Origin of the sequence: Niveibacterium microcysteis, assembly GCF_017161445.1 — a bacterium.
GTDB lineage: Bacteria > Pseudomonadota > Gammaproteobacteria > Burkholderiales > Rhodocyclaceae > Niveibacterium > Niveibacterium microcysteis.
Window position 1 is genome coordinate 4,176,326 of sequence record NZ_CP071060.1, and the last position, 12,234, is coordinate 4,188,559.

General features: G+C 67.9%; 7 protein-coding genes. 1 reads left to right on the plus strand and 6 read right to left on the minus strand.

Annotated features, from left to right (window positions below; translation table 11 throughout):
* Positions 1-55: 55 nt before the first annotated feature.
* The 6 genes from JY500_RS19020 to JY500_RS19045 form a co-directional block, all read right to left on the minus strand.
* Positions 56-2,476 (minus strand): ATP-binding protein, encoded by a 2,421-nt coding sequence (locus tag JY500_RS19020; protein ID WP_206254189.1) that lies wholly within the window; start codon positions 2,474-2,476, stop codon positions 56-58.
* Positions 2,473-3,483: an ABC transporter substrate-binding protein gene (locus tag JY500_RS19025; protein WP_206254190.1), complete on the minus strand. Its 1,011-nt coding sequence runs from the start codon at positions 3,481-3,483 to the stop codon at positions 2,473-2,475. Before JY500_RS19025 ends, JY500_RS19020 begins: the two co-directional genes overlap by 4 nt.
* A gap of 92 nt (positions 3,484-3,575) precedes the next feature.
* Positions 3,576-5,540 carry a DNA topoisomerase IV subunit B gene (locus JY500_RS19030; RefSeq protein WP_206254191.1) on the minus strand — a complete coding sequence of 655 codons (1,965 nt, stop codon included), beginning with the start codon at positions 5,538-5,540 and terminating at the stop codon, positions 3,576-3,578.
* Between the two features lie 79 nt (positions 5,541-5,619).
* Positions 5,620-6,306 carry a GNAT family N-acetyltransferase gene (locus JY500_RS19035; protein ID WP_206254192.1) on the minus strand — a complete coding sequence of 229 codons (687 nt, stop codon included), beginning with the start codon at positions 6,304-6,306 and terminating at the stop codon, positions 5,620-5,622.
* On the minus strand, positions 6,303-7,337 hold the full coding sequence (locus tag JY500_RS19040) for an ABC transporter substrate-binding protein (RefSeq protein WP_206254193.1): 1,035 nt from the start codon (positions 7,335-7,337) through the stop codon (positions 6,303-6,305). Before JY500_RS19040 ends, JY500_RS19035 begins: the two co-directional genes overlap by 4 nt.
* Complete coding sequence (locus tag JY500_RS19045) at positions 7,334-9,742, minus strand: MFS transporter (RefSeq protein ID WP_206254194.1); 2,409 nt, start codon at positions 9,740-9,742, stop codon at positions 7,334-7,336. The genes JY500_RS19040 and JY500_RS19045 overlap by 4 nt, the downstream gene beginning before the upstream one ends.
* Positions 9,743-9,764: 22 nt before the next feature.
* Here JY500_RS19045 and JY500_RS19050 point away from each other — a divergent pair, with 22 nt between their 5' ends.
* A complete protein-coding gene (locus JY500_RS19050) occupies positions 9,765-12,191 on the plus strand; it encodes a protein kinase domain-containing protein (protein ID WP_206254195.1) in 2,427 nt (808 codons plus the stop codon).
* Positions 12,192-12,234: the final 43 nt, after the last annotated feature.

The window sequence follows — 12,234 nt, forward strand, 5'->3', positions numbered from 1 at the left end:
CTCCCCTTGTCACCTGTAGGACTACGGCATCGACGGGCTTTGCTTTAACGCCGGATCATTCGCCTGCATCGGGCGCGACCTGCGGCATCACGATGCGGAAGCTGGCGCCCAGCCCCGGCTGGCTATCGACCTGGATGCGGCCGCCGAGCACGCGGGTCACGAGGTTATAGACGATGTGCATGCCGAGACCACTGCCGCCGCGCCCGAATTTGGTGGTGAAGAAGGGGTCGAAGATCTTGCGCAGCGTCTCGGCATCCATGCCGCAACCGTCGTCGCGGCAGCACAACTCCGCCGAGCCATCGGGCAACTGCGCCGAACTGATCACGACATGGCCGTCGTCGCGCCCCTCAAAGGCGTGCAGCATCGCGTTGTTCACCAGGTTGGTGACAATTTGCCCGATGGCGCCGGGATAGCTGTCCATCGCGACATTGCGCAAATCGAGTTCAAGCCGGCCGGGTTGGCCGCGCAGGCCCGGAGCGAGCGTTTCCGCCACTTCGGCGACAACGTCCGCAAGGTCGAACTTGCGCCGCGCCTCGCTGACGCGGTCGACCGACACCTGCTTGAAGCTGGTGACGAGGGTCCGCGCGCGCGCGAGGTTGCGTTCGATCAGACGGGTGGCGTCGACCATCGCTTGAAGGTACTCGTCCAGCTGTGAGCGCCGCAGTTGCCCGGCACGCATCTCGGCGGTGAGCTTCTGCGTCATTTCACCGATCGTGCTGGCCACCGTCACGCTGTTACCGATCGGCGTGTTGAGTTCGTGCGCTACGCCGGCCACCAGCCCGCCCAACGCCGCCAGTTTTTCCGAACGGACCAGTTCGTCCTGCGCCTGTTGCAAGCGCGCAAGGGTTTCGCGCAACTCGGTGGTGCGCCGCTCCACGCGGCTTTCGAGCGAGGCGTTCAGTTCTTCCAGCGCGCGTCGGGTCTGCTCGGCCTCGCTCACATCGACGCAGGTCCAGATCGCAAGCGACCGCTCACCGGCCTCGAACGCGCGCGCGAAGATCCGCAGCCAGACCGCTCCGCTCGCGGTGTCGAGCGTCTCAAGCGCATCGACATCGCCGCCCTCGCCCAAGCGGCAGGCGAGTTGCTCGAGATCGGGGTAGCGCGGGTCGTCGCGCAGGTTAAGCAAGGTTCGACCGGGCAAGGCTTTGCTGTCTTCGCCGAACTGCGCCACGAAGGCTGCATTGAGATCGACAATTTCGCCGCTGCCGCGATCGGACAACAGCAAAGGCAGCGGCGAAAGGTTGAACAACGCGGCAAACCGCGATTCACTGATCTGCAGCCGCGACGCGGTGGCGCGCTGCTCCTCGACCTGAGCCGCGAGCCGCGCGAGCGTCTCTTCGAGGCGTTCGGTCATCGCCTGGATTGCGCGTGCGAGTCGCCCGACCTCGCCGCCCGCCTCCACCGGCAGACGCGGCGTCGGCCCCTCCAGCCCGACCTGGTCCGCGAGCGCGGTGAGGCGCACGATCGGCTCAGCAATCCGCCCGGCAGCGAACCAGGCGGCGAGCAACAGCAACACCGTCAGCGCACCGCCCAGCCAGAGTATCGTGCGGCCTTCCGCCTGGGAGCCTGCAAGCCAAACGGCCCGTGGTATCAGCACGACCACTCGCCAGGCGCTGTCGCGCACATCGACGACCGCCACACGCAGTTGATCCGCGCCCGTATCAACCCACGCGAGCTGCGCAGTCTGGCTGGCGGGCGGTAAAGCGCCGGGCAAGCGCTGTATCTCACCATCGGGCGCCAGCAGCCCCTCGCGCCGCAGTCGCGCATCCGATGCTGCATCGCCACCGACGCGCGCACGCAAAACCCATTCCGGCCGCGAGCTATGTGCCACCAGCACGCCCTCACGGCCCAGCACCAGCACGCGACGCAGCGACAAATCATTCAGCGCGCCGCGCCACACGATGGCCTGCAGGCGCGCCGCCGAAACGCGCAGGCGCAACAGCCCGATGATGTGGCCACGCGCATTGCGTACCGGCTGGCAAAAATAGATGAACGGTCTGCGCGACGGTCCATCCACACTTGGGCCGGTCAGCGTGCCAAGGCCGCTGCTCAGTGCAAGCGGCGCACACGGGCTGCTTTGCCCAGGCTCACGTTCGGCGGGTGCGAGCGCGGTATCGCCCAATACCTGCCCCGCGGCATCGAGCAGCGCAGCGGACATCACATGGATCGGATCTTTCACTGCGACGCTGCGCAGCGCGCCGCGCAGCTCGGCCTGCATCGGCGCGCGCGCGTCCGGTGCGGCGGTCAGGTAGCGCTCGAAGATCGGCTGCCCGGCATCCGCGCGCAAGGCCTCAAGCGAGCCGCGGACGAAGCTTTCGACATCCGCCGCCATTTCGTTCGCGCGCGAGGCGAGCGCGGCGTCTTCGCGCTCCGCCCGTGCCGCCGAATTAGCCCGCAGTGCGAACCAGCCTGCCAGATAGAGCGGCACCAGCGCCGCCACCACCAGCACCAGCAGCAAGCGGGTGCGAATGTTCATGCGAGAAAGCCCGAATCGAGCAGTTCGGTCGGCGCCGGGCGGCGGCCGATCAGGCCTCGCGCGATGAAATGGTCGGCGTACACCTCCGCCACGCGGTAGAGCGACTCTTCGGTCGGCCCGCGGCGAAACTTCGCGCGGTTGTCGTCGCGCGTCAGCAAGCGGATCGCGACCCTGACGACTTCATTCGTGCGGCCACTCAGTGCCCGCCGCAGAATCGGCTCGGCATCCAGTTCGTAGCGGTTCCACCAATCGACGGCCTCGAACCAGGCGGAAATCAGCGCCCGGATCTCCGCCCCGCGTCGCTGCAACACCGAGCCATGACAGATCAGCCCGTTGACCACCAGACCGGGGGTGTCGCGACTTGAAAAGACCTCGACAAAGCCCTGCTCGCGCGCCTGCGCGACATACGGCTCCCACGTGTGGCCGTAGTCGATCACGCCACGGGCAAGGTGAGCCGGCACCTCGGACGCATCAACGTGAACCAGCTCGATATCGCCGAGCGACAGGCCGTAGCGCTTGGCGAAACGCAGCACCAGCAGTTCGCCAAAACCGCCGAGCGAGGTTCCGATGCGGGCACCGCGGACATCATCCACGCGCGAGGGCGATTCGCGGCCGAGGATGCGGTCGGCCCCGATCGACTCGCCCGAGGCCAGCACCATGTGGATATCCGGCGCGGCGCGCGTGAGCGTGATCATGTCGCCAAGCGAGACACACACGCCATCGTAGGAACCCGCCGCGAAGTCCGACAGCAACTGCCGGGTGTTCTCGGGAATCACGACCTCGACGTCAACGCCCTGCGCCTTGAGCAACCCGCGCTCGCGCGCAAGCAGCAAGGGGTAGTGCCCGGCCCACAAGTCGATCGCGATGCGCAGCGGGCGGGTCGGAACGGAGAACACCTCGGGCTGGCACCCGCTGCCCAAGCCGGCAAGCGCAAGGCCGCCGAGACCCGCGGAGACAAGGCGGCGACGTGTCAGGCTAGGCAGCGATGCGGGCGCGAGCGCGTACATGCCCGGGAGAACGGCACGGCAGCCGCTGACTTGAGCCCGCCCGGCACCCGCTCAAGCACCCGGGGGGCGATGCCGGCCCCGGCGCGGGGCGCTTACAGATCGGCCTCGACCAGATTGCCCTTGGCTTCCATCCAGGCGCGGCGGCCGGAGGCCTCGCCCTTGCCCATCAGCAGATCGAAGAGCTCGTTGGTATCGGTCAGCGCGATGTCATCGAGGGTGACCGGCAGCACGCGCCGGGTCGCCGGGTCCATCGCGGTTTCCTTGAGCTGCTCGGGGTTCATTTCACCGAGGCCCTTGAAGCGGCCGATTTCGAGTTGCTCCGGTTTGACGCCTTCCTTGACCAGCCGGTCGCGCACCGCGGCCAGCTCACGCTCGTCAAGGCAATACAGGCGCCGCGCCGGACGCTTCTTGCCCGAGGCCGGCACATCCACGCGGTAGAGCGGCGGCAACGCGATCCACACATGGCCCCGCGCGACCAGGCGCGGGAAGTGCCGCAGGAAGAGGGTCAGCAGTAGGGTCTGGATGTGCGAACCGTCGACGTCCGCATCCGCCATGATGATGACCTTGCCGTAGCGCAGGTTGGTCAGCACCGTATCCGGCGCTTCCGGCGTGTGCGGGTCCACGCCCAGCGCCACCGCGATGTCGTGGATCTCGTTGTTGGCGAACAGCCGGTTGGGATCGATCTCCCAGGAGTTCTGCACCTTGCCGCGCAGCGGCAGGATCGCCTGCGTCTCACGCGAACGGGCGAGCTTGGCCGAGCCGCCGGCCGAATCGCCCTCGACGAGGTAGAGCTCGTTGTCGTTGATGTCTTCGCTCTCGCAATCGGAGAGCTTGCCGGGCAGCACCGCAACGCCCGAGGTCTTCTTCTTCTCGACCTTCTGCGCGTCCTTCAGCCGGCTCTGCGCCTGCTTGATCGCCAGCTCCGCGATCGCCTTGCCCTGCTCCACGTTCTGGTTCAGCCAGGCTTCGAACAGCGGCATCACCATCGTGGACACGAGCTTCACCGCCTCGCGCGAGTTGAGCTTTTCCTTCACCTGGCCCTGGAACTGCGGGTCGAGCAGGCGAGCGGAGAGCAGGAAACTCATCTTGCCGCACACATCGTCCTGCTGCAGCTTCACGCCGCGCGGCAACAGCGCATGGTGCTCGACGAAGGACTTCACCGCCTCGAACACCCCGCCGCGCAGGCCGGATTCATGCGTGCCGCCGTTTACCGTGGGGATCAGGTTCACATAACTTTCACTGCCGACGAAGCCGTCGAACCACGCGAAGGCCCAGGCCGCACCCTCGCCGGGCGCGAAATCCTCGTCCTGCCCGGCGTATTTCTCTTGCGCGAAGACCGGCACCAGCGGATCGACACCGCCTGCCATCTCGCGCAGGTAGCCAGTCAGGCCGTCGGCGTAGCGCCATTCGGTTTTGACGAAGCTGCCGTCGGCCTGCTCCACCTCCAGCGTCACTGTCACGCCCGGCAGCAGCACCGCCTTGGAGCGCAGCAGGCGCTCGATCTCGGCGAGCGAGGCACGCGGCGCGTCGAAATACTTCGGATCCGGCCACACATGCACGCGGGTACCGGTCTGCTTGCCGCAGGGGCCAACCTCGACCAGTTCGCTGATCGCGCGACCGCCATCGGCAAACTCCACATGCCAGGCCTTGCCCTCGCGACGCACATCGACGGCCACCTTCAGCGACAGCGCCGTCGTCACCGCCACGCCGACACCGTGCAGGCCGCCCGAGAACGCGTAGGCAGAGGCGCCCGACGTCTTGTCGAACTTGCCGCCGGCGTGCAGCACCGTGTAGGCCAGCACCACCACCGGCACGCCTTCCACCGGATGCAGGCCGACCGGGATGCCGCGCCCGTCGTCGGTCACGGCCACCGAGCCGTCGCGGAACATCGCGACATGGATGCGCTTGGCGAAACCGGCGAGCGCCTCGTCCGCAGCGTTGTCGATCACCTCCTGGATGATGTGCGCCGGCGAATCGGTGCGGGTGTACATGCCGGGGCGCGAGCGAACCGGCTCAAGCCCTTTGAGGACGCGGAAGGAGGATTCGTTGTAGGTCATGCGGGAACGGCCTGATGCGGAAACTGCGTTGGATGGTAACAAATACGCGCGGCCAGGCTGCCGATTCAGCCGCCCGCCGCTACGGACCCGCCTGAACGAAGCCGATTGCCGTGTCACCTGGCCGCACGCGCGCCCCGATCCAGCCGGTCGCCAGCAGCTGCTGTTGTGCAGCCAGGTCCTCTGCGTCCAACCAGACGGCCTCGCCGGCTGCGGGTGCTGTCGCCGGCCGATCGGCCGGCCGCCAGAAGACATGGCGCAGCGAGCCTTCCGCCTGCACGCCCAGCCACACCAGGACGAATCCGCGTTCAATCACGGCCTGGCGCGACGCGGCGTTGGCCGGCGCAGCCCGGACCAGCAGATCTGGCTTGCCCAGCGCATGCGCGCGCGCAATGCGCGCATCGATCAAGACGCCATGCAACCCAAGGCGCCGGTGCTCGGGCGCCACCATTGCCGCGGACAACAAGGCCACCGTCGCGGCGCGCGCAGCGGGCCAGCCAACGTCGTTGGCGTAGTTGTCGCGGTCGCCCGCACGGGGCAGCGTCAACGCACCATAGGCCACCAGCTCACCGTCCAGCAACACGCCCAAGCTCTCACCCCGCTCGCCGAAGTGGCCGCGGAAGAAGGCCTCGGGGCCACCGGCCAGGCGGAACATCGACGCATCGGGCAGCGCAGCCATCACGGCCGCGTAAAGCTGCAGCAGCGAAGGCAGATCGGTCTCATCCAGGCTGCGCAGGCTGCAGCCCGCGGGCAGCAAAGGGTCAGTCATCGTTGCGGCTCCAGCGCCGGCTTACCCAGCGCGGCGAAATCGGCGTCGATCATTTCGGCGTAATTGAACATCGCTAGGGGCGGCAGCAGGCCAAGCCGACGCGCGACCGGCAAACGGATCTGCAAGGAGAACCGCGTCAGCGTCTCGACTGGGATGCGGCTTGGCGGCAGCTTGGTCACCAGGATCTGCTCGGCCTTGTAGGCCGCAAACTGGCCGACGTTGTAATAGCGGCTCACCAGGCCGGCCAGCGCACCGGCCGCCATCAGCGGCTCGGTGGATGCAAACGCCGGCAGCCCGGCCTGCAGGGCCGCCGGCACCACCACTGTCTTCGCCTGCGTGCTGAGGAAGGAATCCGGCGGCAGATACAACCACTCCGCCCCCGCTTGCCGGAGTTCGCCGATCAGCGCAGCCACACCCTCGGATGTCGGCTTGCCGGCCGCGTCGGTACGGAAGGCGCGCGCCTGTACCGCGAAACCGCGCTTGCGCCCTTCGGCGCGCAGTTCGTCGAGCACCGCCAGCGCATTCGGCTCGTTCGGCGAATAGAGCACGCCGACGCTGCGGAACGCCCGGTAGGCCGCCATCACCTGCATCTGTGCCGCAACACTCGCGACATGGCTGACGCCGGTGACGTTGCGCCGCGAAGACTGCATGCTCGGTACGATGCGCGCGCTGACCGGCGCCGCGACGAGACTGAACACCAGAGGAATGTCGGTGATGTAACGCGCCGGATCGGCGTGATCCCACGGCCCGGCGATCCCCAGCGTGACGCCCGAGCCCCAGGTGTAAACCAGGTCCGGCCGCGTGCGGCGGATTTCTTCCACCAGCGCGGGCAGGCGGCCGGTGTCGAGCGCGATGTCGCGGTAGGTGATCTCGACCGGGATGCCGCGCGCGGCGAAGTAGTCGGCAAAGCCGCGCTCCACCTCGGTCACCCCCCGGTAGGTCACCGCATAGATACGGAACGGCCGTGCCGCCTGAACCGGCTGCAAGCACATCGCCAGCAGCATCAGCACGACCAGCCATCGCGCCTTCATGCACGCACCTCGGCGGCTTGCACGGCCCGCATGGCACCGGAGAGGCCCAGGAACAGCAGGCCACACACGAGCACCACCGCAGCGATCGCGGCGAACGCGCCCGCGTAGCCAAGCCCCATCACCAGCGCGCCGGCAAGCAGCGGGCCGCTGGCGTTGCCGAGTCTTTCAATCAGGCGGTAAGCACCAAACAGCGCACCGCTGCCGTACTGGCGAATCTCGTCGGCGCAGGCGAGCGAGAGCAGGCTGCTTTGCGCCGCAATCGACAAGCCCTGACCCAGCCCGAGCAGCGCCATTGCAACGAACACTGGGCCCACACCATCCCACAGCAGCAAGCCCAGCCCGCCCAGCGCCGAAACACACAGCCCGCCGCCGATCAGATGCACCTGCGATACGCCGCGCTCCGCCAAGCGCGCCGCCAAGGGAAGCACCACCACCAGCAGGACCGCGTAAACCATCAGGGCGCGCCCGGCGGCGGCTGTCGGCGCGCCAAGCGACACCACGTAAATCGGCACCAGATAGAAACAGAAGCTTGCGAGGATCAGCTTTGCCGGCACGGCAGCGAGCAGCGTGATCAGCAGGAAGGGCCGTTCGCTCAGCACCCGCCTGAGATCTCGCCAGGTCAGTGCGGGCGTTGTGCTCGCCGCAGTCGCAGCCTGCGGAAGCAAACGCACCGCCCCCCATGCGGCGAGCGCAATCGCTGCAGCGACCCCAAATCCGACCCGAGCACCGACATGGTCGGCGAGGATGCCACCCAGCGGCGGCCCGCACACCGCGGCCACCATGATGGCTCCCACAAACAAGGCAAAGCCGCGGGCGCGCTCAGCCTGCGAGGTGTGCGCGATCACGAAACCCTGCGCGGCAACGAAGACCGTGGCGTAGCCCAAACCGCACAGCGCCCGCCAACCCATGAAGACGTAGAGGTTGCTCGCCAGCGCCGCCCCCACGAGGCCGACAAAGCCGATCAGCGCGCCCCACTGCATCGCACGGCGCAAACCGATGCGCTCGCTCCAGCTCGCCAGCGGTGCCTGACCAAGCGCTACGACGAGCATGAAGACCGTGATCGGCAAGCCGACCGCCACGTCAGCCGACACCGTGGCATGCGCACCGAGCAATCTCCGCGCAAAGCCGGGTACGAAGGCGCGCGTCAGCTCCTCGGCGAGCATGAATAGGAACAACGGCACCCGCATGCGCGCAAGCAGGGTGCCGCCGCTGGCTGGCGCGGCGGCGAGGCGTGGATCGGTCGCAGTGATGAACTGCAAGAGCTCGCGCGTAAGGAAGACCGCGACAACGAACACCACCGCCAGATCGAGCAGCACTTCGAACAGCATGTTGCGCAGGTAGGCCTGGCTCACGCCGACCTCGACGCTCCCGAGGGCGTGGTTCGCGGCACCGATCGGCACTTGCACGCCGGGCGCCGCCGCGCGCTCGCCAACCGCAAAGCGCGGCACACCGCCCGTATCGCGAACCACGATATGCGCGAGTTCCGGATGCTGCCGCCGCACCTCGGCCAGATAGGCCTCTACCCCCACCAGTTCGGGCATCGCAATGCCGTGTCCGATCGCCCGCGCCAGCAACTCGCTGACGGAACCGCCGACGACCACCGCCTTGCGCGCGAGTTCAGGTTGCAGATTGCGATCGAAGGCGTGCTGCGTGGCCCACGACACGCAGCCCAGGCCAAGCATCACCGCCAGCAGCATCGCCGCGACGAGGCGGCCCTGCGAAGACGCGACGGCACCCGCGGTGCGCGCTCCCAGTCCACTGCCATGCGGCGGCTTGCGCCCGGTATTCAGGACGCCCCAGACCACCAGCATCGCAAGCAGCGCGCTGCCAAGACTTCCCCAGATCGCAATCGGCAGCAGCGCGCCGCGCATGCGCACCAGCGCCAGGTGCTGATCGGCGAGCCCGTAGCCAACTGCGACATGACCCAGCGTCAAGTCGAAGCTGTTGCGCAGGGCCAGGCCTTGTACTGCCTCATCGGGCGCGGTCAGATGCCATGCGTCGTTGCCAGCGGCGGCGGCCGTCGCCTGCCATGCAGCGGGCACTACCGTGCCGACGGCACGCGGATCAGAGCTGAAACGCACCCGGCCACTGGTGTCGAAGATCGAAATCGTGCGGATCGCGCCGTCGGCCTGGCGCTCGCGCGCCAGCAGATCCGGAACCGCGGCCGCGCTCGCCAGCGGCAGACCGAGTGCGAGCGAAGCCTGTACCCCCTCGCGCACCGCCATCACAGGCACCGCCATGCGCGAACGCGCGGCCGACTCGAGTGCGGATTTGAACTTGAAGTAGTTGAGGAATGCGCTCATGCCAACGCCGAACAGAGCCACCAGAATGGCAACGGCGAAGAGGCGGCGCAGCGGTGCGGTGGCGGGCTCGGCGATTTCGGCGGACTCGCGCTTCGCGCGCATGGAACGCACTCCCGGTGCAGGTTTGAACTATCGTAGCACCCGTGCCGCCACCCACCGGAAGCCGCGACGCGAGATGGACGACCAGAAAACGGTACTGCTCACGCCCGAAGCGCTTGCTGCCGAACGGCAGCGTGCGATCGCTTCATCCGCCACCGTAGCCGACGACTCGACGGTCCTGCTACCCGCCGGTGCAGCCGCCGACGCGCTCCATGCCGCGGGCGGGTCGGTACCGATCGCGCTGCCGGCCGGCTACCGCTTGCATGAGTACCGGATTGACGCGGTGCTGGGCCAGGGTGGCTTCGGCATCACCTACCTCGCAACCGACGTGAACCTGCATGCATCGGTTGCAATCAAGGAATACCTGCCGGCGCAGTTCGCCCATCGCGCACGCGACAGTACGGTGCGCCCGCGCCGTATCGACAACGTGCGCACGCTGCTCGACGGGCTTGACCAGTTCCTCGTCGAAGCGCGCACGCTGGCTACCTTTCGCCATCCGAACATCGTACGGGTGGCGCGCTTCTTCGAAGCCAACCGCACCGCCTACATGGTGCTCGACTACGAGCGGGGCAAATCGCTCACCGACTGGTGGCAGGGGCGTGGCCGCGCCACGCCGGCGCTCAGCCGCCTGCTCGGCGCGCGCAAGGCGGGCCAAGGGGCGGAGGCCGGCGCACCGACGATCTCGGAACCCGATCTGCTGCTGTTACTCGCGCCGCTGCTCGACGGTCTCGCGCTGGTCCACCGAAGCGGCGTGCTGCACCGTGACATCAAGCCGGACAACATCAGCGTGCGCGACGAGGACGGCAGCCTGGTGCTGCTCGATTTTGGCGCCGCGCGGCCCGCAAGCGGCAGCGCGGTGGACGCGCCCGCAATCCTGACCCCCGGTTATGCGCCGATCGAGCAGTACCTCGGCGATCACCAGGGCCCGTGGACCGATCTTTACGCCTTTGCCGCAACCCTTTACTGGATGGTGAGCGGCCAGCGCCCGCGCGAGGCGCCGGATCGCCAGGCTGCCCCGCAGGCCGACCTGAGCGCCGAAACGGCCGGCGCAGGCCGCTTCAGCCCGGCCTTCCTGCGCGCCATCGACTGGGCGCTGCAAGTTCGCCCGGAGGACCGCCCGCAAAACGTCGAGGTGTTCCGCCGTGCGCTATTCGCCGCACATGCGTCGAGCCTCGGCCTGCAGGAAGCGCTCGCGGCCGGCGGCGATGCGACGCGGCCTGAGGAGCGCAAGCGCCTGCGCATCGATCGCTGGATCTGGCACCCTGGCGCCTGGCCGCTGGCGGTCAAGATGAGCCTCGCTCTGGTGTTCGCTGCACTGGTGCCGATGAGCATTACCGGCTACCACAACTACACGGGCAGCATGGAGGCGCTCGCGCAAGCCGAACGCCGCAGCCTCGAACATCTCGCACTGAGCACCGCGGGCCGCTTGTCTCAGTTAATCGAGGATAGCCGCCGCGTGACGGCCTTCGTGGCGAACGACCAGGACGTCGTCGCAACCCTGGAGAACCCCAACGCCGCGGCTTTGGAGCGTATCCGCACCCGGCTCGCCGCGCTGGTCGCCACAAACCCTGATGTACACCTGCTGACGCTGATGGACGGTGCCGGAACCGCCTTGATTTCCACCGCGCCGGAAGTGGTCGGTGGCAACTATGCCTTTCGCGAGTATTTCAAGACGGCAATGTCGGGCCGCCCCAACGTAACGAGCCTGATCGTCGGCGCCGTCGCCGGGCGCTCGGGCGCCTACCTGGCGCACCCGGTGCGCGATCCGGGCGGGCGAGTTATCGGCGTCATCGTTCTGCGTATCCGGGCAGAGACGATCGGCGCGATCGTGGACAGCGCGCACAACGCGAGCCGCAACGCCTTCCTGATCGACGGCGACGGCGTGCTGATCCATCACCGCGATCCTGGCCTGATCTTCCACAGTCTCGACACGCTCTCGCCCGCGACGCAGGCCACCATCGCTTCCGATCAGCGCTTTCGGCGCCGCCACATCGATAGCCTCGGCATGCCTGCACTCGCCCGCGCCATGGTCGGCGCGCAGCGTGAAGGCAACATCGACTACGCCTCCAGCATCTCGAAAACGGCCGAGGTGGCCGGTTTTGCGCCGGTGGCGGGCCACAACTGGGTTGTCGGTGTCAGCGAGACGCACGACAGCTTCGAGGCCCCGCTTCGCCGCATGTTCAGGCAAGTGCTCTACAGCCTCGCGCTCGTCGGCGTGGTTTTCGTGCTGCTCGCGCTGGTCTTCGCACGCAGCATCGTGCGACCGCTGCACCGGCTGATCGACGCAACGCACGCCCTCAAACGGGGTGACTACGACGCCGCCCATGTGCGCGTCACCTCAGGTGACGAGATCGGGTCGCTGGGCCGCACGTTCAACGTGATGATCGACGTGCTGCGCCAACGCGAGCGCGAGCGTGGCTTGCTCCGCCCCAAGGCCGACTCGCAGAATTGAACCCCGCGAATCGCGCCAGCCTGGCCGGTCGCGCCGGTCTATG

Excerpts from the sequence above, each read along its gene's own strand:
- JY500_RS19025 (WP_206254190.1), bottom strand. The coding sequence starts at position 3,483 with ATGTACGCGCTCGCGCCCGCATCGCTGCCTAGCCTGACACGTCGCCGC.
- JY500_RS19040 (WP_206254193.1), bottom strand. The coding sequence starts at position 7,337 with ATGAAGGCGCGATGGCTGGTCGTGCTGATGCTGCTGGCGATGTGCTTG.
- JY500_RS19045 (WP_206254194.1), bottom strand. The coding sequence starts at position 9,742 with ATGCGCGCGAAGCGCGAGTCCGCCGAAATCGCCGAGCCCGCCACCGCA.
- JY500_RS19020 (WP_206254189.1), bottom strand. The coding sequence starts at position 2,476 with ATGAACATTCGCACCCGCTTGCTGCTGGTGCTGGTGGTGGCGGCGCTG.
- JY500_RS19030 (WP_206254191.1), bottom strand. The coding sequence starts at position 5,540 with ATGACCTACAACGAATCCTCCTTCCGCGTCCTCAAAGGGCTTGAGCCG.
- JY500_RS19035 (WP_206254192.1), bottom strand. The coding sequence starts at position 6,306 with ATGACTGACCCTTTGCTGCCCGCGGGCTGCAGCCTGCGCAGCCTGGAT.